This is a genomic window from Pseudomonas sp. 1D4 (genome assembly GCF_001728925.1).
GTDB classification, from domain to species: domain Bacteria; phylum Pseudomonadota; class Gammaproteobacteria; order Pseudomonadales; family Pseudomonadaceae; genus Metapseudomonas; species Metapseudomonas otitidis.
The window spans coordinates 17,388-42,488 of record NZ_LXJQ01000054.1 but is presented as its reverse complement, the minus strand read 5'-3'; the positions used below and the strand labels follow the sequence as shown (position 1 = coordinate 42,488).

The 25,101-nt window shown below is 69.5% G+C and carries 26 protein-coding genes; 8 read left to right on the top strand and 18 right to left on the bottom strand.

The genetic code is table 11. The features are described 5' to 3' along the window. Nucleotides 1–146: 146 nt before the first annotated feature. Nucleotides 147–512, top strand: coding sequence for a nuclear transport factor 2 family protein (locus A7D27_RS22515; RefSeq protein WP_069566148.1), 366 nt, complete (start codon nt 147–149; stop codon nt 510–512). A gap of 55 nt (nt 513–567) precedes the next feature. On the opposite strand, the gene A7D27_RS22510 is transcribed toward A7D27_RS22515, so the two are convergent. Together A7D27_RS22510 and A7D27_RS22505 are read right to left on the bottom strand one after the other, a co-directional pair. Further along, entirely contained in the window at nt 568–1,482 is a 915-nt protein-coding gene (locus tag A7D27_RS22510; RefSeq protein ID WP_069563519.1) for a sigma 54-interacting transcriptional regulator, read from the bottom strand. A gap of 74 nt (nt 1,483–1,556) precedes the next feature. Then, nucleotides 1,557–2,138: an alpha/beta hydrolase gene (locus A7D27_RS22505; protein WP_069566147.1), complete on the bottom strand. Its 582-nt coding sequence runs from the start codon at nt 2,136–2,138 to the stop codon at nt 1,557–1,559. 180 nt (nt 2,139–2,318) lie between these two features. On the opposite strand from A7D27_RS22505, the gene A7D27_RS22500 reads away from it, so the two are divergent. After that, nucleotides 2,319–3,230 carry a LysR substrate-binding domain-containing protein gene (locus tag A7D27_RS22500; protein WP_069563517.1) on the top strand — a complete coding sequence of 304 codons (912 nt, stop codon included), beginning with the start codon at nt 2,319–2,321 and terminating at the stop codon, nt 3,228–3,230. A 1-nt stretch (nt 3,231) separates the two neighbouring features. Here the strand turns inward: A7D27_RS22500 and madM are convergent, their stop codons facing one another. The 9 genes from madM to mdcA all read right to left on the bottom strand — a co-directional run bounded on the left by madM (nt 3,232) and on the right by mdcA (nt 10,459). After that, nucleotides 3,232–3,996: a malonate transporter subunit MadM gene (gene madM, locus A7D27_RS22495; RefSeq protein ID WP_069566146.1), complete on the bottom strand. Its 765-nt coding sequence runs from the start codon at nt 3,994–3,996 to the stop codon at nt 3,232–3,234. Between the two features lie 5 nt (nt 3,997–4,001). Beyond that, the gene (madL, locus tag A7D27_RS22490; RefSeq protein ID WP_069566145.1) at nt 4,002–4,394 is read right to left on the bottom strand and encodes a malonate transporter subunit MadL; all 393 of its coding nucleotides are present in this window, start codon (nt 4,392–4,394) and stop codon (nt 4,002–4,004) included. A 61-nt stretch (nt 4,395–4,455) separates the two neighbouring features. Next, complete coding sequence (gene mdcH / locus A7D27_RS22485; protein ID WP_069566144.1) at nt 4,456–5,382, bottom strand: malonate decarboxylase subunit epsilon; 927 nt, start codon at nt 5,380–5,382, stop codon at nt 4,456–4,458. Then, nucleotides 5,379–5,993, bottom strand: coding sequence for a malonate decarboxylase holo-ACP synthase (locus A7D27_RS22480; protein ID WP_069566143.1), 615 nt, complete (start codon nt 5,991–5,993; stop codon nt 5,379–5,381). Before A7D27_RS22480 ends, mdcH begins: the two co-directional genes overlap by 4 nt. Nucleotides 5,994–6,013: 20 nt before the next feature. Continuing rightward, nucleotides 6,014–6,799, bottom strand: a complete 786-nt coding sequence (gene mdcE, locus A7D27_RS22475; protein WP_069566142.1) for a biotin-independent malonate decarboxylase subunit gamma — start codon at nt 6,797–6,799, stop codon at nt 6,014–6,016. Next, nucleotides 6,796–7,650 (bottom strand): biotin-independent malonate decarboxylase subunit beta, encoded by an 855-nt coding sequence (locus tag A7D27_RS22470; protein WP_069566141.1) that lies wholly within the window; start codon nt 7,648–7,650, stop codon nt 6,796–6,798. The genes mdcE and A7D27_RS22470 overlap by 4 nt, the downstream gene beginning before the upstream one ends. Further along, nucleotides 7,643–7,942: a malonate decarboxylase subunit delta gene (locus A7D27_RS22465; protein ID WP_044407138.1), complete on the bottom strand. Its 300-nt coding sequence runs from the start codon at nt 7,940–7,942 to the stop codon at nt 7,643–7,645. The genes A7D27_RS22470 and A7D27_RS22465 overlap by 8 nt, the downstream gene beginning before the upstream one ends. A 1-nt stretch (nt 7,943) precedes the next feature. Beyond that, nucleotides 7,944–8,795, bottom strand: coding sequence for a triphosphoribosyl-dephospho-CoA synthase (locus tag A7D27_RS22460; protein WP_069566140.1), 852 nt, complete (start codon nt 8,793–8,795; stop codon nt 7,944–7,946). Beyond that, nucleotides 8,795–10,459 carry a malonate decarboxylase subunit alpha gene (gene mdcA, locus A7D27_RS22455; RefSeq protein WP_069566139.1) on the bottom strand — a complete coding sequence of 555 codons (1,665 nt, stop codon included), beginning with the start codon at nt 10,457–10,459 and terminating at the stop codon, nt 8,795–8,797. Before mdcA ends, A7D27_RS22460 begins: the two co-directional genes overlap by 1 nt. A gap of 314 nt (nt 10,460–10,773) precedes the next feature. Here mdcA and A7D27_RS22450 point away from each other — a divergent pair, with 314 nt between their 5' ends. Then, nucleotides 10,774–11,154, top strand: coding sequence for a hypothetical protein (locus A7D27_RS22450; RefSeq protein WP_069563508.1), 381 nt, complete (start codon nt 10,774–10,776; stop codon nt 11,152–11,154). A 340-nt stretch (nt 11,155–11,494) separates the two neighbouring features. Here the strand turns inward: A7D27_RS22450 and A7D27_RS22445 are convergent, their stop codons facing one another. The 3 genes from A7D27_RS22445 to A7D27_RS22435 all read right to left on the bottom strand — a co-directional run bounded on the left by A7D27_RS22445 (nt 11,495) and on the right by A7D27_RS22435 (nt 15,710). Beyond that, nucleotides 11,495–13,909: a TonB-dependent receptor gene (locus tag A7D27_RS22445; RefSeq protein WP_083265740.1), complete on the bottom strand. Its 2,415-nt coding sequence runs from the start codon at nt 13,907–13,909 to the stop codon at nt 11,495–11,497. A gap of 224 nt (nt 13,910–14,133) precedes the next feature. Further along, complete coding sequence (locus tag A7D27_RS22440; RefSeq protein ID WP_069563341.1) at nt 14,134–15,132, bottom strand: FecR family protein; 999 nt, start codon at nt 15,130–15,132, stop codon at nt 14,134–14,136. Further along, nucleotides 15,132–15,710, bottom strand: a complete 579-nt coding sequence (locus A7D27_RS22435; RefSeq protein WP_083265739.1) for an RNA polymerase sigma factor — start codon at nt 15,708–15,710, stop codon at nt 15,132–15,134. The genes A7D27_RS22440 and A7D27_RS22435 overlap by 1 nt, the downstream gene beginning before the upstream one ends. Before the next feature lie 137 nt (nt 15,711–15,847). On the opposite strand from A7D27_RS22435, the gene A7D27_RS22430 reads away from it, so the two are divergent. After that, nucleotides 15,848–16,396, top strand: coding sequence for an RNA 2'-phosphotransferase (locus A7D27_RS22430; protein ID WP_069566138.1), 549 nt, complete (start codon nt 15,848–15,850; stop codon nt 16,394–16,396). Between the two features lie 241 nt (nt 16,397–16,637). On the opposite strand, the gene A7D27_RS22425 is transcribed toward A7D27_RS22430, so the two are convergent. The 3 genes from A7D27_RS22425 to A7D27_RS22415 form a co-directional block, all read right to left on the bottom strand. Beyond that, the gene (locus A7D27_RS22425) at nt 16,638–17,606 is read right to left on the bottom strand and encodes a sensor domain-containing diguanylate cyclase (protein WP_069566137.1); all 969 of its coding nucleotides are present in this window, start codon (nt 17,604–17,606) and stop codon (nt 16,638–16,640) included. Between the two features lie 74 nt (nt 17,607–17,680). Then, nucleotides 17,681–18,703: a DUF2955 domain-containing protein gene (locus A7D27_RS22420; RefSeq protein WP_069566136.1), complete on the bottom strand. Its 1,023-nt coding sequence runs from the start codon at nt 18,701–18,703 to the stop codon at nt 17,681–17,683. Nucleotides 18,704–18,711: 8 nt separating this feature from the next. Further along, nucleotides 18,712–19,773 carry an HlyD family secretion protein gene (locus A7D27_RS22415; protein ID WP_069566135.1) on the bottom strand — a complete coding sequence of 354 codons (1,062 nt, stop codon included), beginning with the start codon at nt 19,771–19,773 and terminating at the stop codon, nt 18,712–18,714. A gap of 164 nt (nt 19,774–19,937) precedes the next feature. Here A7D27_RS22415 and A7D27_RS22410 point away from each other — a divergent pair, with 164 nt between their 5' ends. Continuing rightward, nucleotides 19,938–20,894 carry a LysR family transcriptional regulator gene (locus tag A7D27_RS22410; RefSeq protein WP_069566134.1) on the top strand — a complete coding sequence of 319 codons (957 nt, stop codon included), beginning with the start codon at nt 19,938–19,940 and terminating at the stop codon, nt 20,892–20,894. Between the two features lie 96 nt (nt 20,895–20,990). After that, nucleotides 20,991–21,188, top strand: a complete 198-nt coding sequence (locus A7D27_RS22405) for a hypothetical protein (RefSeq protein ID WP_069563335.1) — start codon at nt 20,991–20,993, stop codon at nt 21,186–21,188. A 191-nt stretch (nt 21,189–21,379) separates the two neighbouring features. Here the strand turns inward: A7D27_RS22405 and desA are convergent, their stop codons facing one another. Then, entirely contained in the window at nt 21,380–22,564 is a 1,185-nt protein-coding gene (gene desA, locus A7D27_RS22400; RefSeq protein ID WP_069563334.1) for a delta-9 fatty acid desaturase DesA, read from the bottom strand. Nucleotides 22,565–22,747: 183 nt separating this feature from the next. Between desA and dibA the strand changes: the two genes are divergently transcribed. Then, nucleotides 22,748–24,688 carry a phosphodiesterase DibA gene (gene dibA / locus A7D27_RS22395; protein WP_069566133.1) on the top strand — a complete coding sequence of 647 codons (1,941 nt, stop codon included), beginning with the start codon at nt 22,748–22,750 and terminating at the stop codon, nt 24,686–24,688. A gap of 135 nt (nt 24,689–24,823) precedes the next feature. Next, the gene (oscA, locus tag A7D27_RS22390; RefSeq protein ID WP_069563332.1) at nt 24,824–25,003 is read left to right on the top strand and encodes a sulfur starvation response protein OscA; all 180 of its coding nucleotides are present in this window, start codon (nt 24,824–24,826) and stop codon (nt 25,001–25,003) included. Nucleotides 25,004–25,101 lie beyond the last annotated feature (98 nt).

The following is a 25,101-nucleotide window of genomic DNA, read 5'->3' as shown; positions in this document are numbered from 1 at the left end:
ATCGCGCTTCACCGATCCACCGCCCAACCCCGAGCCGCGCGGTGTATCGGAGCGATGGGAGGGTTCGCGGTACGGAACACCGGGAGCTGCGGGATCGGCCCGGGCGGGCTAGGCTCTGGCCTTTCCCACGCGACAGGAGCACGGACATGGAAGCGGAACGCCAGGCCATCGAGGCAGTGGTACGGGATTACGTAGAAGGCATGGTGCGGGCGGACGCGACGCGGTTGCGCAGCGCCTTCCACCCCGACAGCCGCATCGTCGGGCACTTCGGCCCGGACCTGCAGTGGCTCTCGCCGGAAGCCTTCATCACCGGCCTGCAGGCCAAGGGGCCGGTGGTGGCCGAGGGCGAAGCGCCGGTGTGGCGGCTGGAGTCCCTGGACCTCACCGGCGACACCGCCCTGGCCAAGGTCACCGACGTCTACGCCGGCCTGGACTTCACCGATTACCTCTCGCTGCTGAAGATCGACGGCCGCTGGCGCATCGTGCACAAGCTGTTCCACCTGCACGGCTAGGGCCTGTCTCCGGGTGGGTCACATTTCGTCGACCCACCCCTGGCCCCCTCGACGCCTACCCCGCCAGCACCTCGGCGAACAACTGCCGCAGCTTGTCCACATCGTTGGCCGCCAATTGACGAAGCTGCTGGGCGAGCTGTGCATGACTCGGTGCGGGCGGCAGGTTGAGGTGGTGCGGCAGGATCTCCTCACCGTCGCTCACCAGCAGGGCGAAGTGGATGCTGTTCTCCAGCTCGCGGGTGTTGCCCGGCCAGGGGTAGCTCTCCAGCGCCGCCTGGGCCTGGGCGCCGATCAGCGGCAGCGGCAGGTCGAGGCGCTGGGCGTAGATGCCGAGGAAGTACTCGGCCAGCGGCAGGATGTCGTCGGGGCGTTCGCGCAGCGGCGGCAGTTCCACGCGCCCTTCGTTGAGGTACGGGTAGAGCCGCTCGTCGAACTTGCCGGCACGCACCGCCTGGGCCAGGTCGATGCTGGTGGCGGCCACCAGGCGCACGTCCACCGGGGTCGGCTGCTGGGCGCCGACGCGGGTCACCTCGCGGCTTTCCAGGGCCGCCAGCAGGCGCGCCTGGAGCGGCAGCGGCAGGTCGCCGATCTCGTCCAGGTAGAGCGTCCCGCCATTGGCCGAGCCGAACCAGCCGGCGCGGCTGCTGGCCGAGCCGGCATGGGCGCCGGGGGCGTGGCCGAACAGTTCGGCCTCGGCGTAGGCCTTGCTGATGGCGCCGCAGTTGACCGCCACGAACAGCCCCGGCCGCTCGCTGGCGCGGTGGATCTGCCGCGCCAGCAGTTCCTTGCCGGTGCCGGTCTCGCCCTGGATCAGCACCGGCACGGCGGCCGGTGCCAGGTGTTCGATTTCCTCCCGCAGGCGCCGCGAACGGGCGTCGACGAACACCAGCGCACGGGCACGGATGCTCAGCGGGCTGCGGTCGGCGTCGGCGAAGGTCAGCAGGGGTTGGCCATTGGCTGGCTGGCTCATGGACGAAATCTCCCGCCGGGGCCTGCGCGCTGGCGGGTCCCGGACGTCACGCGATGAATGGAGGCGCGCCCGGCTCAGGCGCGCAGGCGGGCCAGTTGCTCGATGCGCCCCTGCAGGCGGTAGAGGTAGGCGAAGCCCTGCTCCCAGCGCTGGTGACCGGACTTCACGTTGATGTGCCCGGCGCCGGCGAGGAGGGCCGGCTCGGCGCCCCAGTCACGGGCCAGTTGCAGGGCCCGCTGCGGGCTGGCCGCGTGGTCGTTGTCGGAGCCCACCAGCAGCGTGGGGAACGGCAGGGCCGTGCGGGGGATCGGCGCGAAGCCGGTGAGCGCGTCCGGGCAGCCGGGGCGCTCCACATCCGCCGGGGCGACCAGCAGCGCACCGCGCACCCGACGCAGCACGTCCGGGCCGGCCTGGGCCGCCCAGTGGGCCACGGTGACGCAGCCCAGGCTGTGGGCGACGAGGATCACCGGGGTGCGCTCGGCATCGATGGCCCGCTCCAGCGCCGCCACCCAGGCCACACGGTCGGGTTGGTCCCAGTCGGCCTGCTCCACCCGCTGCGCGTTGGGCAGCGTGCGCTCCCAGTGGCTCTGCCAATGGTCGTCGGGGGAGCCCTGCCACCCTGGCAGGATCAAGTAGCGAATGGCCTGGCTGCGCATGGCGAGCCCTCCTTGCGAGACGTTCGATGAAGGGCAGTCTAGGGGCTCGCCATATACCTGTTAAGGAATAAGAATTTATTTGCTTATGCATTATTAGCCTATAGCTGCAGGTCATCCTCGTCCGCCAGGCCCGAGCGAGTAGGATGAGCCCCTCGCTCCCCAGCACCGGAACACGGCGCCATGCAGATCGACGACGAACTGACCCTGAAGAAACTGGAGACCTTCCTCGCCTTCATGCGCGCGGGAAACCTGTCCCGCGCGGCGGCGGCGCTGGGCACCAGCAACGTCAGCGTGCACCGCGCCATCCACTCCCTGGAGAGCGCCCTGCGCTGCCCGCTGTTCAAGCACGAGGGGCGCAACCTGACACCGCTGGAAAGCGCCTACGTGCTGGAGGAGAAGGCCCAGAAGCTGGTGCAGGACGTGCTCGACATGGTGCGCCTGACCCGCGAGGCGGCGGGCTTTTCCGCCGAGCGCTTCAAGCTCGGTGCGCTCTATTCGCTGACGGTGAAGACAGTGCCGCAGCTGGTGATGGGCCTGAAGATCCGCCGCAGCGAGCTGAACATCGACCTCACCCTGGGCTCCAACGCCGACCTGCTCTACCGCCTGAAGAACCTGGAGCTGGACGCCATGCTGGTGTCCCTCGACGACAGCGTCAGCGACCCGGACTGCGAGCAGCTGCCGCTGTTCTCCGACGACATCTTCCTCGCCGTGCCCACCGACTCGCCCTTCGCCGAGCAACCGGAGGTGGACCTGGCGGACCTGGCCGACTCCACCTTCATCACCCTCACCCAGGGCTTCGCCACCCACCGCGACGGCGCGCGGGTGTTCCAGCAGGCGGGCTTCGAGCCGAAGGTGGCGATGCAGGTGAACGACATCTTCACCCTGCTCAGCATGGTCAGCTCCGGGGTCGGCTACGCCCTGCTGCCCGGGCGCATCGCGGCGGTGTACGAGAACCGCGTGAAGCTCATCCCGCTGCAGGCGCGCTACCGCCTGCAGCAGCACATCGGCGTGGTCTTCCTCAAGGCCCGCGAGCGCGACCCCAACCTGCTCGCGCTGCTGGCCGAGTGCCGCATGTACAGCCTGCGGCAGTAGCTCAGCCGGCCAGGCCGCGCATCATGAAGAACAGCAGCGATGGGCCCAGCAGGCAGCCCAGCGCGGTGTAGAAGGCGGCGGTCAGGCAACCGTAGGGCACCAGCTTCGGATCGGTGGCCGCCAGGCCCCCGGCCACGCCGCTGGAGGTGCCCATCAGGCCACCGAAGATCACCGCCGTGCGCGGGTTGTTGAGGCCGATGAAGGGCGCGACGAAGGGCGTCGCCACCATCACCAGGATGGCCTTCACCAGGCCGGCTGCGATGGACAGCGCCATCACCTCGGAGCTGGCGCCGATGGCCGCGCCGGTCACCGGGCCGACGATGTAGGTCACCGCCCCCGCGCCGATGGTGGTCAGGCTCACCGCGTCGGTGTAGCCGAAGGCCAGCGCCACACCGACCCCGGCGACGAAGGAGGTGCCGATGCCGAAGAACAGCGCCACCACCCCGGACACACCGGCGCGCTTGAGTTCCTCAATGTTCACCCCGAAGGCCGTGGCGACGATGGCGAAGTCCCGCAGCATGGCGCCGCCCAGCAGGCCGATGCCGGACAGCAGCGGCACGTCCACCAGGCCCTTCTGCCCGCCGGTCATCACCCCGCCCACATAGGACAGCGCCAGGCCGAGGAAGATGGCGATGGCCGAGCCGTGCAGGCGACCCCGCGTCAGCCTGTCGGAGAGCCAGTAGGACAGCCACATGGTCACGCCGATGACGGCGAAGCCGCTGATCAGCCCGTAGCCGTTGATCACTTTCAGCATGGATTCGTACATGGCGGTCACCGTTGCGCGGGCTTCAAGGCATCAGCGTCGGGCTTCTTTTGCCCGAGACGGTCCAGCACCGGGACCATGGCGAAGCCGAGGACCACCGCCGCGATGCCGGCGAGGATCGCCATGGGCCCGCCGGACAGCGCGCCGAGCACGTTCTGCTGGGCGGCCATGGCGACCACGATGGGGATGTAGATGGCGCTCCAGAATTCCACCCCCTGCTCGCTCTTGGCGCCCATCAGGCCGCGCTTGTGCAGGGCGCTGCCGACGAAGATGAGCAGCAGCATGGCGATGCCGACACCGCCGACGTTGGCGGGAACGCCCAGGAGCTTGCCCAGGAGTTCGCCGATGAACAGGCCGAGCAGGGTACACAGGGCCAGGAAGGCCACACCGTAGATGATCATTGTTGTTGTCCTCGTGTTCGGGTCGAAGTGGCTTGTTTTTATCCTTCGAATTGCACGGCGCTTATCGGGAGTGCTCCACCTCCTGGCGCAACAGGGCGTCCAGCGTATCCAGGCGGGCGCCCTGGAAGGCGATCACCGTCCCTTTTTCGAACACCCGCCGCGCCAGGCCGCTGAGCACGGCGCCGGGGGGCAGCTCGATGAACAGGCGCACGCCGCGCTCATAGGCGGTGCGCAGGGTGCCGTGCCAGTCGACCACGCGGCACATGTTGAAGGCGAGGTCGTCGCGCAGGCGCTCCGGGTCGTGGATCGGCCGCGCGGTGGTGCCACTGAGGTAGCGGATCGCCGGGCGCCGCAGCGGCACCTCGGCAAAGGCCGCCGCCAGCTCACGGGCCGGCGCTTCCAGCAGCGGGCAGTGGGACGGCACGCTCATCGCCAGGCGCTTCGCCAGGCCGGCCCCGAGGGCGCGGGCCCGCTCGGCGACGGTGGCCATGGCGGCGTCACTGCCGGCGATGACGATCTGGTTGTCGGCGTTGAGGTTGCCGAGGAACACCGGGCCCTCGGCCTCGGCCAGCAGCCCTTCCACCGTGGTCAGGTCCAGCCCCTGCAGGGCGGTCATGCCGAAGCCCTGTGGATAAGCCCGCTGCATCAGCTCGCCACGCAGGGCCACCAGGCGCAGGGCATCGGCGAAGTCCAGGGCGCCGGCCACCACCGCCGCCGGGTAGGCGCCGATGGACAGCCCGGCGACGTAGTCCGGCGCCGGGCTGCGCGCCAGCAGCAGGCGGGCGCTGGCGACCCCGGCGATGAGCAGGCAGAGCTGCACCGCACCGGTGGAACGCAAAGCCTCGGCGCTGTCGAGCCGGGCCAGGTCCTCCCCCAGCACCTCGGCGGCCTCGTCCAGGCAGGCACGCACTTCCGGCGCTGCCGGCAGGGCCTGGAGCATGCCGGGCTGCTGGGCGCCCTGGCCGGGAAAGGCGAACAGGCTGCTCATGCCACGTCCTCCAGGGGCTGCCAGGGGTTATCCACAAGCCGCGCGCCAGCGTCGCACTTGAGCAGCACGCGGCGGGCGCTGCCGCCCCACTCGCGCAGGGCCACGCCGCCCTGGGGGGTCTGCAGTTGCAGGTCGACGCGGCAGGGCAGGTCTTCGAACAGCACCAGCAGCTCCTGCGCCCAGGCGCGCGGCAGGGGCTCGGTGGTGCGCAGCAGCAGGTCGAGGTCACTCTCTGCGTGCAGCACGTCGCGTCCGGTGGCGAGCTGGTAGCCCACCCCGCCAGTGGGCCCCCAGGGCAGGCCGAGGGCGTCCAGCAAAGGCGTCACCTGGGCCAGGGCCCGCAGGGCCGGCAGTTCCCCCGGCGCGCGCAGGCGCAGGTGCTCCGGGGCGAGGCGTCGCTGCACGGCGGCGACCGGCATGCAGGCGGCGAAACGCTCGGCCCGGGTGGCGCCACGCACCCCCACGGCCACCTGGCCCGCCGGACAGCACCCACGGCGCACCACCACCGGTTGCCCGGCGGCCAGCACCTGCCGTGCCCAGGCCGGGGCCTCGGCGGGCAGGTGGTCCGGGGCCAGGCCCCAGAGCAGGTCGTGTGGCTGGAGGCGGTCCATGGCGGGCTCCCGGCCGGGCCTTACCACTGCGCCCGCAACTGGGCGCGCACCGCCGAGGACGCGGCGCGGTTCTCGGCGCCGAGGCGGTTGGACAGGCCGGTGCCGGTGCCGATGTCCACCACGGCGCGCACCAGGCAGTCGCGCACCCGGTCGAGGTCGGCGGCGCCGGGGCTGTCGGGGTTATCCACAGCCAGGCGCTCCCACAGCAGGCCGAGGGAGGCGTAGTTGTCCAGGTCATAGGCCATGGGCGGCACCTTGGCCGCCAGGGCTTCCAGCTCGTCGACGCTGCGCAGGGTGATGCGCGCGGCAGCGGCCTTGCCCATGGCGTGGACCATCACCCCGGCGTCGTCCAGGGCGATCAGCCGCTGGGCCTGGTAGCCGTGGGCGAGAAAGGCGCCGGACATGGCCTTGCCCACCAGCAGGCCGATCACCGGGTGCCCGGCGAGGCGGGCACGGGCGTAGGCGTCCACCGCGCCGGCCAGGGCCTGGTGGATGCCCAGGGCCTCTTCGCGGCGGCCGTAGGCCTGGCTGGGCACGTCCACCACCGCCACCAGCACGCGCTTGTCGGCACGCCCGGCATCGGCCCGGATGGCGTCATCCACGGCCTTGGCCAGGCCCCAGCCTTCCAGCAGGCCCACCTCGCCGTTGCGGGCGCGGGGGAAGGGGTTGCGCGGGTCGGGCACCACGGCGATGAAGCGCGCGGCGCGGCTGCCCACCTCGCCGTCGATCACCTGCACCGAAGCGGGGAAGCCCGCCAGCGGGGTGCCGCCGGCCAGGCCGTGCAGCCAGTTCAATCCTCGGCTCATTGCAGCTCTCCCTGGTAGAGGGCGCGCACCTGGGCGGCGTCCAGTTGGTCACAGTCCTCCCCCAGCCGGGCCAGGCGGGCGAGGAATTCGTCGGGGCGGCGGCAGCGCGGGGCAGCGGGTTCACCAGCCGCCAGCAGGCCGGTCAGGGCCTCGCGCAGGGCGACCACGTCATCGGCCACGTAGGCGTCGGCCAACCCGCAGGCGTGGCGCTGTTCGCCACCGGTGAGGCTCCAGATGAAGGGCCGGTCACGGGCGTCGTACTCCTCGATGCCGGCTTCCTGCTCGATCACCTGGGGGCCGTTGAGGCCCAGGCGCGCCTCGCGGGTCACCAGCAGGTGGCTGCACAGGCCGGCGGCGATGGACATGCCGCCGAAGCAGCCCACGGCCCCGGCGATCACGCCCACCACCGGCTGGTGCTGGCGAAGGGCGACGATGGCGGCCTGGATCTCGGCGATGGCGGCCAGGCCCAGGTTGGCTTCCTGCAGGCGCACGCCGCCGGTTTCCAGCAGCAGCACGGCGGCGGTGGGGATGCCCTGGCGGTTGTCTTCCACCGCCAGTTCCAGGGCGCCGGCGATCTTCGCGCCACCCACTTCGCCCAGGCTGCCGCCCTGGAAGGCGCCCTCGATGGCGGCGATCACCAGGGGGCGGCCGTCGAGGCTGCCCTTGGCCACCACCACGCCGTCGTCGGCCTGGGGCACGATGCCCTGCTGCACCAGCCAGGGCGACATGACGCGATCAAAGGGACCGAGCAGTTCGCGGAACGTGCCGGCGTCCAGCAGTGCGCGGGCACGCTGGCGAGCGCCCAGTTCGACGAAGCTGCGGGCCGCCAGCAGGCGGGCGGTATCAGTCATGGGCCACCTCCTCCAGGGCCTGCTCCAGGCGCAGGCGCACCACCCCCGGCGTGGCGCCGAAGTCGTGGATGTCGATGTTCAGGGCCGGCAACTGCTGGCCGGCGAAGAGGCGCTGGAACAGCTGCGTCCAGCGCGGGCCGCTGCCGTTCACCGAGGTGATCACCTGGATCGCCAGGGTGCCGGCACGGCCGGGCTCCAGCAGCACTTCCAGGTCGCCGGAGCCGACGCAGCCCACCAGGGCGCGGCCGCGAGCGGGTTGCCCGGCGGGGAATTCGAAGGTCAGGGTTTCCATGTCACAGGCTCCCGGCTTGATCGAGGAACAGGCAGGCGGCCAGCAGGTCGGCGGCTCCGCCCGGGGATACGTTGAGGGCCAGCAGGCGCGCCTCCAGTGCGCGCAGCTGACGGCGCCCGGCGAGGCTGGCGGCGCCCCCGGCGGCGAGCACCGCGCGGGCACCGTCGCGGGTGGCCTGCAGCCCCTCCGGGCCGGCGCGCCAGAGCACGCAGGTGTCAGACAGCTCGGCCATGATCGCCAGCAGCGCATCGAGCCGGGCGTTCTGCTCGCCGACTCCGGCCGCGCGGCTGCGCTGCAGCTGTGGCAGGCCGTGGTCGAGGGCGGCGGGGAAGCCCAGTTGTGCTTCTTCCCGCGCACCGCGCACACCGTAGCGACGGCACACCTCGGCCCCGTGGCTGCGCGGTGCGGGGGCGGCGGGGTCGTCGATCAGGGCGATGCGGGCGGCCCGCAGGGCGATGGCGCGGGCGTCGCGGCTGTCGGGCTCCAGCGCCCAGGCCGCCACCAGCAGGCCGAGGGCCCAGATGGCCCCCCGGTGGGTGTTGACCCCAGCGGTGGTGGCGAGCATCGCCGCCTCGCCTTCGCGGCCGATGCGGCCCATGGCTTCGCGCAGGGGCACGCCGACCTCGCCGTGCTGCAGGGCAGCCTCGGCCATCTGCCGGAAACAGGGCCAGAGCGACAGCGCCGAGGCGTGCATCAGGCCCAGGTGCAGGTCGGTGTGGGCGCCGCTGCCGCGCCGGTCCACCAGGCCCGGCTTGGGCGTGAGGTCGGCCTCGTCGATCAGGGCGTCCACCGCCCGGTCCGCCAGCCAGTCGGCCAGGGGCAGGTCGGCGTCGCGTAACGTGAGTGCGCTCATCACCAACTCCTGAAGCGGGCGGGCGGGTTGTAGAGGCCGCCGGACCACTCCACCAGCTCGGCGATGCTCTTGGCGGCGAGCAGTTCGCGGCTGGCGTCGGTGCGGCGGATGCCGAGGTCCTCGGGCAGGGCGATCAGCCCTTCGCGGCGCATGCGCTCGGTGTCCCTGGGGTCGTGGCGCAGGCCGATGGCGGTGACCCCGGCGACGGCGGCGATCATGGCGCGGCGTTCCTCATCGGAGCGCGCCTTGTACAGGTAGGCGATGCCTTCCTCGGTGAGCAGGTGGGTGACGTCGTCGCCGTAGATCATGATCGGCGCCAGGGGCATGCCGGTCTTCCGGGCCACGTCGACGGCGTCGAGGGTCTCGACGAAGGTGGGTTTGCCACCTTCCTGGAAGGTCTCGACCATCTGCACCACCAGCTTCTTGCCGCGCGCCAGCAGGGCCTCGGGTTCGGCGCGCATGTCCAGCCAGGCGGGGGTGGAATGGCGCCGGCCGCGCGGGTCGTGGCCCATGTTCGGCGCACCGCCGAAGCCCGCCAGGCGGCCGCGGGTGACGGTGGAGGAATGGCCGTCGCCGTCCACCTGCAGGGTGGCGCCGATGAACAGGTCCACCGCGTATTGCCCGGCCAGTTGGCACAGCATGCGGTTGGAACGCAGGGAGCCGTCGCGGCCGGTGAAGAACACGTCCGGGCGCTGGGCGATGTAGCCCTCCATGCCCAGCTCGGTGCCGAAGCAGTGCACGCTTTCCACCCAGCCGGTCTCGATGGCGGGGATCAGCGTCGGGTGCGGGTTGAGCGTCCAGTTGCGGCAGATCTTGCCTTTCAGCCCGAGGGATTCGCCGTAGGTGGGCAGGATCAGCTCGATGGCGGCGGTGTTGAAGCCGATGCCGTGGTTGAGGGACTGGACGTTGTGTTTCTCGTAGATGCCGCGGATCGCCATCATCGCCATCAGCACGTGCACCGGCTTGATGTGGCGCGGGTCGCGGGTGAACAGCGGCTCGATGTAGAAGGGCTTGTCGGCCACCACCACGAAGTCCACCCAGGAAGCGGGGATGTCCACGCGCGGCAGGTCGCGCACGTCGTCCACCAGCTGGTTGACCTGGGCGATGACGATGCCGTCGGAGAAGGCCGTGGGCTCCACCAGGGCCGGGGTGTCCTCGGTGCTGGGGCCGGTGTAGAGGTTGCCCTCGCGGTCGGCCATGAAGCCGGCCACCAGGGTGACGTTGGGGATCAGGTCCACCACCAGCCGCGAGTACAGCTCGATGTAGGTGTGGATGGCGCCGACTTCCAGCAGGCCGTCTTCCATCAGTTGGCCGATGCGCAGGCTCTGCGGGCCGGCGAAAGAGAAGTCCAGCGTGCGGGCGATGCCGCGCTCGAACAGGTCCAGGTGCTCGGCGCGGCTGACGCTGGGCATGATCATGTGCAGGTCGTGCAGGCGGCCGGGGTCGACCTTGGCCAGGGCGCGGGAGAGGAAGTCCGCCTGCTTCTGGTTGTTGCCTTCGAGTACCACCCGGTCGCCGGGGGCGATCAGGGCTTCGAGGGCCTCGACGATGCGCTCGCCGGGCAGCACCGCGCCGTCGGCGAGGTGGCGCACGCGGTCGAGGCGGCGCTGCTTTTCCGCGCGCCGACGCGACCACTGCGGCGGGGAGGTGGGTGTTGTTGTCATGGTGGCTCCACGGGTTCCGCTGTCGTGGAGCGCACCTTAGGAGCGCGGCCGATGGGTCATCAATCAAGCCCGGCGGCGGATCGTTACGGTGAGGTTAACGATCCATCGCGATATCTGCTCGGAGCGTCGCCAGATGTAGGGTGGACCACGCTCCATCGGTCCACCACGCAGTGCCGACCGGGGCTCCGATGGTGGACGTGAAAGGCGACGCCCCCTGCGCGCTGCGCCGGGAGGAAGCGGAGCACCCGGCCGATCTTTGACAGAAGCCAACCCGCCCCCGAGCATCCCCTGTCCACAACGGAGGAGACTCCCGTATGACGCGCTTTATCGCCCACACCGCCCATCGAAGCGAGTTTCCCGAACCGCTGGCATTCACGGCCGGCGAGCCCCTGGTGATCGGCGAGTGCTACGACGGCCAGGAAGGCTGGGAGCACTGGTATTTCTGCACCCTGCCCGGAACCCCCTCGCAACCCGGCGGCTGGGTGCCGGCCCAGGTGATCGAGTGGGGGGACGTGGTGGACGGCATCCAGCACGGCCGAGCCCGGGAGGACTACACGGCGCGCGAGCTGGACGTGGAGTGCGGCGACATGCTTCAAGGGGGCCGGCAGCTTAATGGCTGGGTTTGGTGCGAACACCTGCCGTCCCTGCGCACGGGCTGGGTGCCCTTGTCCGTGCTGGAGGCGCTGGCCTCGTAGCGGCTTCCCGATACCGGATGTAGGGTGGACCACGCTCCATCGGTCCACCACGCGGTGCCGACCGGGGCTCCGATGGTGGACGTGAAAAGCGACGTCCACCCTACGGGACTGGGGGGGCGGGTTCATCCGCGATGGCCTGCGCATCAGGGGCGCCGGCTGTACGGGTAGCCCGGGCTTCAGCCCGGGAACCCCTGGCAGGTATGGGCGCGCGTGCCATTCCCCGGACTGAAGTCCGGGCTACGGGTGATGTGCCGGCGAGGCTACCTTGTGTGAGCGGATTCATCCGCGAAAGCCCAGCACCGCGATCTCGCGCAATGCCGGACGCAGGGTGGACCGGTACTCAGAACGCCAGGGTGCTGGAAAGCTGCACCAGGCGCGGGTCGCCGATGGAGACGTTCCACTGGTTCACCGAGGAGCTGTAGTAGGTCTTGTCGAAGAGGTTCTTCACGTTGAGCTGGAGCTTGAGGCGCTTGTCGTTGCCCAGGGGCGTTTCGTAGCTGGCGAAGGCGTCGGCGACGGTGTAGTGGGGCAGTTCGAAGCTGTTGGCGACATCACCCTCACGGGAACCCACATAGCGACCGCCCAGGCCGGCGCGCAGGCGGTCGCCGTCGAACAGCGGACCGAAGTCGTAGACTGCCGAGAGCGAGGCGGTACGCCGGGCGACGTTCTGCAGTTCATTGCCCTTGTAGAGCGGGTCCTTGGTCAGCTCCGCATCCAGCCACGCAAAGGTGCCGATCAGGCTGAGGTTGTCGGTGACCTGACCGGTCACATCCAGCTCGATGCCCCGTGAGCGGACTTCGCCAACCGCGCGGTTGGAGCCATCGAGTTCGGTCACCGCGACGTTCTCCTTGACGATGTCGAACAGCGCCAGGGTGCCGGTGATACGTCCCGGCATGTCCAACTTGGCGCCGATCTCCCAGCTTTTGCCTTCCTCCGGCGCCATTTCGTTCACCGATCCGGTGCCGGTCAAGGGCGCAATGGTGGAGTTGGGCTTGAACGATTCGGTGTAACCGCCGTAGAGGGACAGCTCGTCGGTCATCTTGTAGACCAGGCCGACCCTGGGCACCCAGAGCTGGCCGTCGATGTCGGTGTTCTTGGTGAACGGGCGGCCCCGGCCGGCGAGCTGGTCGTAGAGCTGGTAGCGGGCGCCGGCGATGAAGATCCACTGCTCGTTGAGGTGCACCGAGTCCTGGAAGAAGGCGGACTGGCTGACCACGCGGTCGGTCTGGTCGCTGTCGCCGGCGGCCACCGTGGTGGGCACCGGCACCTGCCCGTATACCGGGCTCCAGGGGTTGAAGCCGAGGCTGGTGGTCTGGCGGATCAGGTCCTCGCGGAAGAACTTGCGGTACTCGTGGTCCACACCCATCAGCAGGTCGTGCTGCATGCCGCCCAGTTGCACCTGGCCGTCCAGGTCGAAGGTGGCGAAGTGCTCGGTGCTCACCGCGCCCCGGGTGCCGTCCAGGCGGCGCCTGAGGGTGCCGTTGGCGTTCCGGCTCTGTACCCGCGCCTGGTAGTCGTCGTAGGTGTCGCGGTTGTAGCTGTAGGCGAAGTGGGCCTTCCAGGCCTCGTTCAGTTGGTGTTCGAGGTCGAGGATCATCAGGTCCGAGCGGCCCTCGGTGACGTTGTAGGGCTCGTCCAGGCGGCGCTCGGCGGGCACCGCCAGGGGCTTGCCGTTGATGAAGACGGTGCCGCGGTCAAAGGGGGTGCTGTACTCGCGGTGCTCGAAGCTGAGGTTCACCGTGGTGTCTTCGCCGTACCAGGCGATGGAGGGGGCGAAGGTCTTGTCGCGGCTGTGGCCGAAGTTGCGCCAGTAGTCGGCGTCGTCGTAGTCGGCGATAACCCGGTAGGCCAGGCCGGAATCCCCCAGGGGGCCGGTGACGTCGAGGGTGCCGCCGCTGCCGTCCTTGCCGTCGCCGTAGGTGGAGGCGCGCGCGGTGATGGCGCGGTAGGCCTGCAGCTGCGGTTTCTTGCTGATGACGTTGATCACGCCGCCCGGGTCGAGGATGCCGTAGAGCATCGAGGACGGGCCCTTGAGCACTTCCACGCGCTCGGCGCTGGCGGTGAGGTTACGGCCCTGGATGGTGCGCATGCCGTCGCGCAGGATCGAGCCGTCGCGGTTGTCGCCGAAGCCGCGTTTCATCACCGCGTCCAGGGTGCTGCCGAGGGTGTTGGCCTGGGTGATGCCGCTGACGTTGGCCAGGGCGTCGTCGAGGTTCTGTGGCTGCTGGTCCACCAGCACCTGGGCCGGGACCACGGCCACCGCCTGGGGGATGTCCAGCAGCGGGGTGTCGCTGCGGGCCAGGCGGGTGGTGGGCGGTGGCTGGTAGCTGGCGGCGCTTTCCGCCTGGCGGGTGCCGTCGACGTTCACCGCGCCCAGGTCGAGGGCGTCGGAGCTGGCCACCGGCACCAGCGTCAGGGTCCCCGGCGCTGCCTCGGTGAAGCTGAAACCGCTGCCGGCCAGCAGACGCGCCAGGGCCTGCTCGGCGCTCATCCGGCCCTTCACGCTGGGTGCATTGCGCCCTTCCGGCAGGGCCTGGGTGTAGACCACCGCCAGCCCGGTGCTGCGGGTGAAGGCGGCCAGGGCCGGGGCCAGGGGTTGCGCCTCGAGGGCGAAGACCTGCTCCTGCGCCAGCGCCGCCGGGGCCTCGGCCAGGGCCTGGGGCGCCCAGGGGATGCTCCCCAGGGCGAGCAGTGCCGAGACCAGTCCGAGGCGCTTGAAGGCGCCGCGCTGCAACCGCGATGAGCTGTGATTCATGTAAGGCGTACCCCTGGCTGTGGCTTTTAGTTGCGAATAAATCGCATTCCATCACCCCTACACGGATGCCGAGCGGGAACACCTCACCCCTGCCCTGAAGTTTTTTCCACAGGCGGCAGGCGACGTCGGAACGACGCAGGCGGTTTTCCACAGGCCACGGCGTTGCCGTGACCGCCAGGCGGGGGAGACGCGAGAAGGAAGGGCGGCGGAACGTGGCTGACAGCTCAGCGCAGGACCATCACCCGGCCCAGCACTTCGTGGCGCTGGAAGCCGAGCACGGCGCCCAGGGCATCCACCACGGCGCGGGGGTCGTTGTTGGGGAAGCTGCCGCTGACCCGTTGCCCGGCGAGGTCGGTGTCCAGCAGCAGGATGCGGCCCGGGTAGTAGCGGCCCAGCTCGTCGAGCACGTCGGCCAGCGGCGTCTTGTAGAAGGTCAGCCGGCCCTGGCGCCAGGCCAGTTGGGCCTCGGCATCCACCGGGTAGACCTCGCCCCCGCGGCCGTCGAGGTAACGCACCTGCTGGTTGGCGGTGAGCACCTGCTGCGGGGCATCCGCCCGGGCACGGACGCCCACCCGCCCCTGCTCCACGGTGACCCGTGCGCCGCCGAGCTGCAGGCGCACGCCAAAGCGGGTGCCCAGCACGCGGGCTTCGCCACCGGCCGCCTCCACCACGAAGGGCGGCTCGCCATGGGTGACCTGGAAGTAGGCACCGCCCCGGTGCAGCACCACATGGCGCTCGTCGGCGCGGTAGTCGACGCTGAGGGCGCTGTCGGCATCCAGCACCACCCGGGAGCCGTCGGCCAGGGTGAGGGTGCGTACTTCGCCCGGCGCGGACACGTAGTCGGCGCCCAGGTCCTGCAGGCGGTCCAGCGGGTGCCAGCCACCGGCCCACACCATCAGCACCAGACTGGCGGCCATGGCCAGCACGCCGCCCCAGCGGGTGCGCCGGTGCGAGGGCACGGGACGCGGCGCCAGGTACTGGCGCAACTGGTCCGCCTCCTCCTCTGCCAGCAGCGCGGCGGCCGGCCAGGTGCGGCGCCAGAGCGCCTCGGCCTGGGCGTAGGCATCGAGATGGCGAACATCGGCGTAGAGCCAGCGCTCGAAGGCTTCGCGCTGGCCGGCATCGGGATCGTCCTGCATGCGCCCCGCCCACAGCCAGGCCGCCTGCTCGACGGCGCTCTGGCGAGGGCTGGCCGCTGGCGGCCGTTGTGGATCGGGCTTCATCAGGTCGCGCTCCCGGGCGATGGGCTGGCGGCGGGCTCCGTCAGGCTGGCCTTGCAGGCCTCCAAGGCGCGCATCATATGTTTTTCCACCGCGCTCTGGGACAGCCCCATGGCCTGGGCGATCTCGCCGTAGGTGCGGCCGTGGATGCGGTTGAGCAGGAAGATGTGCCGGGTGCGTTCGGGCAGCGCACGCAGGGCTGCCTGTACGTGGCGCAGGTCGTGGCCGGCGGCCAGGGCCGCCTCCGGGTCGGCGGGCTCCGGCAGGTGCTGCTCGGCCAGCAGGCCGGCTTCGGTGCGCGAGCGCGAACCTTCGCTGCGCAGGTGGTCGATGGCCATGTTGCGCGCGCTGCGCAGCAGGTAGGTGGCGAGGTCCTCCACCTGGGCGTCGGCCCGCCGCCAGAAGCGCAGGAACAGCTCCTGCACCAGGTCCGCCGCCGTGGCCCGGCAGCGCACCCGGCGATTCACCAGCGCCTCCATGCGCGAACGCTCGGCGAGGAAGGTGCGCAGCAGCACCTCGCGCGGCGCGGCTTTCGCGCGCTCGGCCTCGGCAAGGGTCGGCGGGAGGGGCTGGTCGGGCATGGAGAAGCCGGCGGGGCCAGGAAGGGAGCGAGATGATAATGCTTATCAAATAGACCTGACTAGGGACGCTTCCCCTGCCGCCGACCGGTGACAACCCTTAAACTGGCCGCCCCATGGACGACACGACCCCACCCCGAATGGACAAACGCCTCACTACCCTCAGCAAGTACCTCAGCTACCTCCTGCGCCACCAGCCCGGTGCCATCGGCCTGACCCTGGACCGCGAAGGCTGGGCCGACCTCGACACCCTCATCCGCCTCGCCCGCGCCGCTGGCCAGGCCATCGACCGCGAGCAGGTGCTGGAGGTGGTGGTGAGCAACGACAAGAAGCGCTTCAGCCTCTCCGACGACGGTCAGCGCATCCGCGCCGCCCAGGGCCACACCGCTGCCGGCGTGGCCATCGACTACGTCGAGCAGGTGCCGCCGGAGCACCTTTTCCACGGCACCGCCTCGCGCTTCATGGACGCCATCCGCGCCGAGGGCCTGCGCCCCGGCAATCGCCACCATGTGCACCTCTCGGACCAGCGCGACACCGCCATCGCCGTCGGCACCCGCTACGGCCGACCGGTGCTGCTGCGCATCGCCGCCGCACGCATGCACCAGGCCGGGCATCGCTTCTACCGGGCGGACAACGGCGTGTGGCTGACCGATGCCGTGCCGCCTGCGCTCTTTGAGGTGGAGGAGTGAAGGGAGAGCACGTTTCGTCGGTGCTCGCCCGTGACTCCGCTGGTGGACGTGAAGAGCGACGTCCGCACTACGCAGCAGGCAGCGCTATGTGGACGAGACGGGGGTGATCCTCAGCGAGTCGCCGTTCCAGCCGTAGGGGCGGGGGTAGGGTGGACCCCGCTTCACCGGTCCACCGACGGTGCTCACCCGAGGCTCCGCTGGTGGACGTGAAATGCGACGTCCACCCTACGAGGGCAATCGGCTACACCTGCACGATCTGGTTCTTGCCGTTGCGCTTGGCGGTGTACATGGCCTCGTCGGCGCGGGTGTAGAGCTGTTCGAGGGTGTCGCCGGGGCGCAGGGTGGTGAGGCCCTGGCTGAGGGTGACGTTGAACACCTTGCCGTTGGCGCTGAACGACAGCCGCTGCACTTCGCGCTCCAGGCGCTCGGCCACTTGCAGGGCCTGGGCCGGGTCGCAGCCGGGGAACACGGCGGCGAATTCCTCGCCGCCGATGCGGCCGAAGTGGTCGACCCGCCGCAAGGCACCCGCGCCGCACCGTGCGATGCGCTGCAGCACCACGTCGCCCACCTGGTGGCCGAAGGTGTCGTTGACCTGCTTGAAGTCATCGATGTCCAGCAGCAGGAAGGCCAGGGGCCGTTGGTAACGCTCGGCGACGTCCAGCTCGCGCTGGGCGCTTTCGAAGAAGTGCCGGCGGTTGCTGGTGCCGGTCAGCACGTCGGTGGTGGCCAGGCGCTGCAGTTCGGCCTCCAGGGTCTTCTTCTCGGTGATGTCTTCGGCGATGCCCACCACCAGGGTGGTCTGCCCGGCCTGGCCCTGGCGGCTGACGAAGCACTTGTCACTGAGCCAGCGCACCTGGCCGTCGCCGCGGAAGATGCGGTACTCGCGGGCCTCGATGGCGCCCTTTTCCAGCACCTGGGCGAGGCTGCTGGCGGCGTACTCGACGTCGTCGGGGTAGATGCAGTTGCGCCATTCGTTGACGTCCACCATCAGCAGCTCGGCCGGGCGGCCGAACAGGCGCTCGTAGTGGGGGCTGACGTAGACGATCTTCTGCGCCTCCCAGTCCAGTGCCCAGAGGACGGCGTTGACGCTGCCCAGCAGCACGTTGAACAGCGCCTCGCGTTCGCGCAGGCGCTCCACCTCACCCCGGCTGTGCAGCAGCGCCAGGGTGAGCTTTTCCGCCTCGCTGGGTATTTCGTCCAGGTTTTCCATCCGTCCCATAGCCTTCCTTCGCGTCCTCGATCGGGTTGAACCCGCCCATCCCGGGCAGGCGGTGCAAGGCCGAATCACACATGGCTCTGATGGCGGGTGGCGGCAAAACGGTTGAGGAGCCGGTGCAGGACGAACACCGCAAGGAGGGTGACGAAGACCGCTACGCAAACCGAACTGAGCCGATAGGCCAGGCTGAACATCATGTCGTGACTCGGCGTCAGGTATTGACCGAAAACGATGGCCAAAGTTGTCAGCGCGCCGAAGCCAACCCCCTGTGCACCCTCCAATACGTGCACCCGGGCACAGAAAAACGCGGCGATCCAGTACAGCGAGGTGACGAGCGGTAGTACGTCGTAGTGGTCGTAGAGCAGCAGTTGCAGGCTGAGGGCGATGACGCAGCCGAGCAGGGTTCCGAGGGCGCGGATACGCCCGGCGAAGCGGATGCCGTGCCAGTGCATCGGAAACAGCACCAGGATCGAGGCGATCTGGGCCGACAGCGAGTCCCTGAGGTCGAGGGCCTGGAAGAGCATGAAGGACAGCGTGGCGAGGCTGGCGCCGAGCACGGCCTCGTGGCGCCGGCTGGGCAGGTCCTTCTCCGGGAGGACGCGGGGCGCGCGCGGCTCGGCGTCGGGGAAGAGGTAGAACATCAGCCAGGCGATCAGCACCGTGAGGCCGGCGGCCACCAGGTTGCTGGCCACCAGGTCGTAGAGGTGGGTGTCTGGGTAGCTGGCGAAGTGCAGTTGCATGGAGAGGAACACGCAGCCCAGGGCGCCGAACAGGAACAGCGGGCCGCGCGCCATGAGGGCGAAGCGCCAGAGGAAGGCGAGGAATACCAGGGGCACGATGAGCAGCGGGCGGTCGCCGAACAGGCCGTAGATGACCAGCGTCTCCAGGCTCACCAGCACCGCCTGGGCGAGGAACTGGCGGATCAGGTGGGCGTTGAGGGTGGGCAGCAGGCCGAGCAGCAGCATGGGGTAGACGCAGAAGAACGAGCCGTTGTCCCAGTTCATCAGCTTGCAGACGAACAGCCCGAGGGTGCCGCCGCAGGCCAGGCGCAGGCACTGGCGCAGGCCGTTTTCGTCGAGGGCGCGCTTCATTGTCGGACTCAGTAGATGTAGTGGAGCCAGGCGATGAGGCGGATCTGCGCGCGGCCCAGGGCGCTGGCCAGCGGCGAGGCGTGGGGGTAGAGCTGCACCGTGGCCTTGGCGCCGCTGGGCAGGGGCGCCTCGGGCGCCTGCTCCAGCACCACGTGCAGGCGCTGGCGCTGGGCGTCGCGGACCCAGCGGTCGGAGCTGGCGGGAGCCGCCAGGTCGCCGTTGGCATCGAGCTGGCCCTCGCGCACGCCGGCGTCGATGGCGCTGACCCGGGCCGGGAAGATGTGCCCCGGCCAGGCGTCGAAGACCACGGCGGCGGCATCGCCCGGGCCGACGTAGCGCAGGGCCTTTTCGCGGAAGTCGGCGCTGATGTCCACCTCGTCGGCCACCAGGGCCGCCACCGGGGTGCCGGCGGCGACGTAGGCGCCCGGCGAGAGCTGCAGGTTGCTGACCACCCCGGCGCGCTCGGCGCGGACCTCGGTGTAGGCCAGTTGCAGGCGGGCCTGCTCCAGCTGGTTGCGGGCCTGGCGCAGGCGCAGGTTGTCGGCGCCTGCGGTGCCCCGGCGAGCCTCCTGCTCGCGGACGTGTGCCTGGGCGGCGAGGACGTCGGCGCGGGCGGCGCTGCGGCGCGACTCGGTCTGTTCGTAGAGCTGGCGGGAGACGTGCTGGGTCTGCACCAGGCGTGCAAGGCGGTCGGTCTCGCGCTCCAGCTCGCGGGCGGTCACCTCGGCGGCATGCAGCGAGGCCCGGGCGGCGGCCAGGCCGGCATCCAGCTCGGCGTTGTCCCGCGCGGCCGCCTCCACGGCCAGCTCGGCGGCAGCCACGGCGAGGCGATAGGGCTCGGGGTCGAGGCGGAACAGCACCTGGCCGGCCTCCACATGGCGGTTGTTGACCACCGCCACGTCCAGCACCTGGCCGCCGACGCGGGGCGCCAGGCGCACCACCGGGCGGGTCAGTTGGGCCTGGGGCGTGACGGGCATCCACAGGTCGGCGGCAAGGAAGTAGGCGAACAGCAGGACGAAGGCGACGATGGCGGTGCGGACCCGGCGCGCGAAGCGTTGATCGGGGGTCATGGATTACCTCTGGCGGCGCTGGACGAACAGGCCGCAAGGCCACGGAACGGGCCGGAAGGCGGCACACCAGCGAAATGGGAAACAGTTCGGCACGGCAGTATATTGGGCCGCTTTTCCCTGATAATCAGCGCCCCCAGAGAAGCAGCCTTGCGCGAGGAGTAACAATGGACACCCTGAACAGCATGCGTGTGTTCGTTCGCGTCATCGAGACCGGCAGCTTCACCGCCGCCGCCCAGGCCCTGGACCTGTCCACCGCCCAGGTGTCGCGCCTGGTGTCGGAGCTGGAGCAGCAGCTGCAGGCCCGGTTGCTGCACCGCACCACGCGGCGCCTGGGGCTGACGGAAGTGGGCGAGCGTTACCTGCAGCGCTGCCGCTCGATCCTCGACGAGGTGGACCAGGCCGCCGCCGAGGCGCGCGGGGCGCACCTCAAGCCCAGCGGCCGCCTGCGGGTGCACACCATGACCGGCCTCGGCCTGCAGCACGTCACCGGGCTGGTGGCCCGCTACAGCGCGCTGTACCCGGAGGTGGTGGTGGAGTTGACGCTGTCGCAGCGCAACCCCGCCCCCATCGAGGACGGCCAGGACGTGGTGCTGACCTTCGCCCGCGAGCTGCCGGACTCCCAGCGCATCGCCCAGTCCCTGGGGCAGATGTACAGCGTGCTCTGCGCCTCGCCCGACTACCTGGCCCGCCACGGCGTGCCCACTGGTCCGGCGGACCTGCGCCGGCACCGCTACCTGCGCCTGCTGGACCCGCTCTACCAGGACAACTGGACCCTGAGCGACGAGCACGGCGAATACGACGTGCTGCCGGCGGAGGCCTTCCAGGTGAACGTGGCCGAGTCCCTGGCGCGGGCGGCCCAGGCCGGCATGGGCTTCTGCCTGCTGCCCTCCTTCGTCGCCTGCCAGCCGTTACGCGAAGGCAGCCTGCTGCGGCTGCTGCCGGAACACCGCCTGCGCGAGCGCAACATCTATGCGATCTACCCGTCGCGGCATTTCATCGACGCGAAGATCCGCACCTGGGTGGACTTCCTCAAGGCCGAACTGCCGCCGCTGTTCGCCCAGGACGACGCGGTGCTGGACGACCCTCGGCACTGGGCGCGACCGAGCTCATTGTTGCGCTAGAAGCAATTGTGATTCACCTGCCTGGCGGTTTTTCGGGGTGGGGCCGACGCCTAAGATGGCCCCCGTTCCCAGATGCATCCCGCCGAGGATCACGCCATGCAGCGCAATCTCCTTGTTACTGCCAGCTTCGCCGCTTTCGCCCTGTCCTTCGCCCAGTTCTCCTTCGCTGAAGAGTCCTCTGCCTTTGTTGCGCGAAATGCGCAGTATCAGCAGCGCGCCATCGAGGCCGCTCATGAGCACGCCGTCGCCCGGCAAGGCGCCGAGCAACCAGCCGACACCGCCCAGGACAGTTGAGTGACCGCGTTTCCTTCCTTCCCTGACCTCCTGACACCGGGTATCCGCTCCTAACCCGCCCGGTGTCCTGTTCCAGCCGCCCCTCCCCGGGCGGTTTTTTTTGCGCGCTCGTTGGGTGGACGGCTGGGTGGCGTGATGCGCGGGCATGAAAAAGGCCGGCATGTGCCGGCCTTTCCGTAACCCGCTGGACCTCAGGCAGTCGCCGGGCGCAGCGAGTAGGTCTTGAGCTGCTCGGCGAAGTCCCGCAGGGACTGGATGCCGCTGGCCTCGGCCTCGTGTACCCACTGCTTGATGGCTTCGAGCATCTCGTGACCGTTGGCGCTGGTCTTGGCCCAGATGTGCTGCAGGGCCAGGCGCTTCTCGTAGATGGTGCGCAGGGCCTGGCTCTGCTCCAGCATGGCGGCGATGCGGGCGTGGTGGCCGTCGTCCAGCAGGCTGGTCTCGCGGGAAAGCAGGCGCTTGGCGCGGCGGAACAGGTGGCGGACCGACTCGTCGGCCTTGGCCAGCTCCTGCTTCACCAGCGGGGCGATCACCAGGCGGCGGTATTGGGCCATGATCTGGAAGCGGTTGTTGAGGATGGCCATGGCGGTGTCCATGTCCAGGTTGCCCTTGCCGGCGACCTGGTGGGCGATGGGCGCCACGCGCTGCACCTTGGCCAGGCCGAACAGGCTGAACAGCTTGATCCAGGCCCAGCCCAGGTCGAACTCCCACTTCTTCACCGAGAGCTTGGCGGAGTTGGGGTAGGTGTGGTGGTTGTTGTGCAGCTCTTCGCCGCCGATGAGGATGCCCCAGGGCACCAGGTTGGTAGCGGCGTCGCGGCATTCGAAGTTGCGGTAGCCGATGGCGTGGCCGAGGCCATTGATGACGCCGGCGGCCCAGACGGGGATCCACATCATCTGTACGGCCCAGACGGTCATGCCGGCGACGCCGAACAGCGCCAGGTCGATGATCGCCATCAGGGTCACGCCGCCGATGGGGTAGCGCGAGTAGACGTTGCGTTCGAGCCAGTCATCGGGGCAGTTCTTGCCGTAGATGCGCAGGGTCTCCTCGTTGCGGGCCTCTTCACGGTAGAGTTCCGCACCGCGCCGCAACACGGTGGCAAGGCCCTTGTGCACGGGGCTGTGGGGATCGTCCGCGGTTTCGCACTTGGCGTGGTGCTTGCGGTGGATGGCCGTCCATTCACGGGTGTTCATGGCGGTGGTCAGCCACAGCCAGAACCGGAAGAAGTGCTTGAGGGCCGGATGGAGTTCGAGGGAACGATGGGCGGAGTAGCGATGCAGGTAGACCGTGACGCTGACGATGGTGATGTGGGTCATCACCAGGGTGACTGCCACGAGCTGCCAGGCCGACAGGTCGAGAAAACCGTTGTACCACATGGGGTGCATAACCTCGGGGGAAGAAGGAACGAGATCTGCCCGCGATGATTTGTCGGACAAACGGCCCCATTATCCCCAAGCTTCGTGAGAAAACCATCCTGTTCTTTAGATAAGAAAGAGATGAATGCGCGTTCATCTATAATGCGCAACCGATCACAAATCCGACACGGCCCCGACCACCCCATGAGAGCCCGATTCAGCGCCATGCGCGTGGTGCTGCCCTATTTCCTGCTGTCCTGCCTGTGGGTCATCTTCAGTGATCGCCTGCTGCGCCAGCTACCGCTCGGCGATGCCCAGCGCGACCTGCTGCAATCGGCGAAGGGCCTGTTCTTCGTGCTGCTCAGCAGCGCTTTCCTCTATCTGCTGATCTGCCTGTACCTGCGCCGCCTGAGGGCCTACCTGCAGGCGCGCCGGGAGCAGGACGCCAGTCTGCGCCAGGCGGCGGCGGTGTTCGACAGCACCCAGGAAGGGGTGCTGGTCACCGATGCGGAGCAGCGCATCGTCCACGTCAACCGGGCCTTCGCCCGCATCACCGGCTACAGCGAGGAGGAGGTGATCGGCCGCACGCCGATGCTCTTCAAGTCCGGCCGGCACGATGGCGCGTTCTACCAGTCGATGTGGAGTGCCCTGGCCAACCGCAACGAGTGGAGCGGGGAGATCTGGAACCGCCGGCGCAACGGCGAGACCTACCCGCTGTGGCAGAACATCCGCGCCATCCACGACGAGGACGGGGCACTGACCCACTACGTGGCGGTGTTCTCCGACATCAGCGCCATCAAGCGCTCGCAGAACGAGCTGGACTTCCTCGCCCACCACGACCCGCTGACCGGCCTGCCCAACCGTCTGCTGTTCACCGAGCGCGTGGAGCACGCCCTGGAGCGGGCCCGCCGGGAAGGCCGCGAGGGGATCGTGGTGCTGCTGGACCTGGACCACTTCAAACACATCAACGAAAGCCTTGGCCATAACGTCGGCGACCAGTTGCTCAAGGCCGTGGGCGAGCGCCTGGGCCCGCTGGCCGAGGGCGGCATGACCCTGGCCCGATTGGGGGGCGACGAGTTCGGCCTGCTGGCCGAACGGTGCAGCGCCGAGCAGGCAGCCGACCTCGCCGGGCGCATCCAGCAGCGCCTGGAGGCGCCCTTCGAATCCGGGGGCCGCGCCCTGTTCATGAGCGCCAGCCTGGGCATCACCCGCTTTCCCGACGATGCCGCCAATGTCGAGCAGGTGCTGCGCAACGCCGATTCGGCCCTGTTCAAGGCCAAGAGCGCGGGCCGCGAGACCTTCGCCTTCTACAGCCACGACCTCACCGAGCAGGCCCGCCAGCGGGTGGAGCTGGTCAGCGCCCTGCGTCAGGCTCTGGAGCAGGACGAGCTGCGGGTCTACTACCAGCCGATCCACGCCCTGACCACCGGCCGCCTGCTGGGGGCCGAAGCCCTGGTGCGCTGGGAGCACCCGCAACGCGGGCTGGTGCCGCCTGGCGAGTTCCTCCCGGTGGCGGAGGAAAGCGGCCTGGTGGGCGCCATCGATGCCTGGGTGCTGGAGCGCGCCTGCCGTCAGATGCAGAGCTGGAGCGAGCGCGGCCTGACCCTGTCGTTCATGTCGGTGAACGTATCCTGCCGCCTGTTCAACCGCGGTGAGCTGGACACCCGTGTCGCCCGCGTGCTCAGGGAAACCGGCCTGGAACCGGCACGCCTGGAGCTGGAAATCACCGAAAGCGCGGTGATGGAAGATCCGGACACCGCCCTGGAGCTGCTCCAGCGCCTCTGCGCCCTGGGCGTGCGCCTGGCCATCGATGACTTCGGTACGGGCTATTCCTCCCTGCAGCGCCTCAAGCGCCTGCCGGTGCAGAAACTGAAGATCGACCAGAGCTTCGTGCGCAACCTGCCCCAGGACCAGGACGACATGGCCATCGCCCGCGCGGTGACTGCCCTCGGCCACAGCCTGGGCCTGCAGGTACTGGCCGAAGGCATCGAGCGCCAGGAGCAGATCGAGACGCTGCTGGGTCTGGGCTGCGACCAGGGCCAGGGCTACCTGTTCAACCGCCCGCGCCCCGCGGCGGAGCTGGAGGCGGAGTGGTACCAGGTGACTCACCCGCAGGAGCACCCGGAGCAGATTCCTCTGATCTGACGCCAACCTGCAAGAAGGTTATATAAAAATTCTTAAATAGTATTTTTAAGAATATTCACGCCTTGCTTAAATGCGCCCACGCCGCGCGAACAACCCTGTTCATCGACGCGGGGCCTCTTATCAAGGAGCACGATCATGAGCGCAACCCTCCGTAGCATCGACGGGCAGGACGAGGCCAGCATCCTGCGCGAAATCCAGAATGCACTGAACGGCCTGCGGTTCGGTGCCGTCGAGATCACCGTCCACAACGGGCAGGTGGTCCAGATCGAACGCAAGGAAAAATTCCGCCTGCAGCAACCGGCCAAGCACGGTTGAGACACGCGCCCGACTGGACATCCGGAGGGCTGCCGCGCCGATCGCTTCGGCGGGCCACCCGCACGCTGCCGCTCGGCCGTGCCCAATGACAACACCCT

Bases quoted from the DNA above. Each gene is read 5' to 3' on its own strand.
- A7D27_RS22435 (WP_083265739.1), bottom strand. From the start codon at position 15,710: ATGCCCGACCAGCCCCTCCCGCCGACCCTTGCCGAGGCCGAGCGCGCG.
- A7D27_RS22510 (WP_069563519.1), bottom strand. From the start codon at position 1,482: ATGAGCCAGCCAGCCAATGGCCAACCCCTGCTGACCTTCGCCGACGCC.
- A7D27_RS22460 (WP_069566140.1), bottom strand. From the start codon at position 8,795: ATGAGCGCACTCACGTTACGCGACGCCGACCTGCCCCTGGCCGACTGG.
- desA (WP_069563334.1), bottom strand. From the start codon at position 22,564: ATGTGGTACAACGGTTTTCTCGACCTGTCGGCCTGGCAGCTCGTGGCA.
- mdcE (WP_069566142.1), bottom strand. From the start codon at position 6,799: ATGAGCCGAGGATTGAACTGGCTGCACGGCCTGGCCGGCGGCACCCCG.
- A7D27_RS22480 (WP_069566143.1), bottom strand. From the start codon at position 5,993: ATGGACCGCCTCCAGCCACACGACCTGCTCTGGGGCCTGGCCCCGGAC.
- A7D27_RS22440 (WP_069563341.1), bottom strand. From the start codon at position 15,132: ATGAAGCCCGATCCACAACGGCCGCCAGCGGCCAGCCCTCGCCAGAGC.
- A7D27_RS22405 (WP_069563335.1), top strand. From the start codon at position 20,991: ATGCAGCGCAATCTCCTTGTTACTGCCAGCTTCGCCGCTTTCGCCCTG.
- madM (WP_069566146.1), bottom strand. From the start codon at position 3,996: ATGTACGAATCCATGCTGAAAGTGATCAACGGCTACGGGCTGATCAGC.
- mdcA (WP_069566139.1), bottom strand. From the start codon at position 10,459: ATGACAACAACACCCACCTCCCCGCCGCAGTGGTCGCGTCGGCGCGCG.
- A7D27_RS22410 (WP_069566134.1), top strand. From the start codon at position 19,938: ATGGACACCCTGAACAGCATGCGTGTGTTCGTTCGCGTCATCGAGACC.
- oscA (WP_069563332.1), top strand. From the start codon at position 24,824: ATGAGCGCAACCCTCCGTAGCATCGACGGGCAGGACGAGGCCAGCATC.
- A7D27_RS22430 (WP_069566138.1), top strand. From the start codon at position 15,848: ATGGACAAACGCCTCACTACCCTCAGCAAGTACCTCAGCTACCTCCTG.
- A7D27_RS22450 (WP_069563508.1), top strand. From the start codon at position 10,774: ATGACGCGCTTTATCGCCCACACCGCCCATCGAAGCGAGTTTCCCGAA.
- mdcH (WP_069566144.1), bottom strand. From the start codon at position 5,382: ATGAGCAGCCTGTTCGCCTTTCCCGGCCAGGGCGCCCAGCAGCCCGGC.
- A7D27_RS22470 (WP_069566141.1), bottom strand. From the start codon at position 7,650: ATGACTGATACCGCCCGCCTGCTGGCGGCCCGCAGCTTCGTCGAACTG.
- A7D27_RS22505 (WP_069566147.1), bottom strand. From the start codon at position 2,138: ATGCGCAGCCAGGCCATTCGCTACTTGATCCTGCCAGGGTGGCAGGGC.
- A7D27_RS22500 (WP_069563517.1), top strand. From the start codon at position 2,319: ATGCAGATCGACGACGAACTGACCCTGAAGAAACTGGAGACCTTCCTC.
- dibA (WP_069566133.1), top strand. From the start codon at position 22,748: ATGAGAGCCCGATTCAGCGCCATGCGCGTGGTGCTGCCCTATTTCCTG.
- A7D27_RS22415 (WP_069566135.1), bottom strand. From the start codon at position 19,773: ATGACCCCCGATCAACGCTTCGCGCGCCGGGTCCGCACCGCCATCGTC.
- madL (WP_069566145.1), bottom strand. From the start codon at position 4,394: ATGATCATCTACGGTGTGGCCTTCCTGGCCCTGTGTACCCTGCTCGGC.
- A7D27_RS22420 (WP_069566136.1), bottom strand. From the start codon at position 18,703: ATGAAGCGCGCCCTCGACGAAAACGGCCTGCGCCAGTGCCTGCGCCTG.
- A7D27_RS22465 (WP_044407138.1), bottom strand. From the start codon at position 7,942: ATGGAAACCCTGACCTTCGAATTCCCCGCCGGGCAACCCGCTCGCGGC.
- A7D27_RS22445 (WP_083265740.1), bottom strand. From the start codon at position 13,909: ATGAATCACAGCTCATCGCGGTTGCAGCGCGGCGCCTTCAAGCGCCTC.
- A7D27_RS22425 (WP_069566137.1), bottom strand. From the start codon at position 17,606: ATGGAAAACCTGGACGAAATACCCAGCGAGGCGGAAAAGCTCACCCTG.
- A7D27_RS22515 (WP_069566148.1), top strand. From the start codon at position 147: ATGGAAGCGGAACGCCAGGCCATCGAGGCAGTGGTACGGGATTACGTA.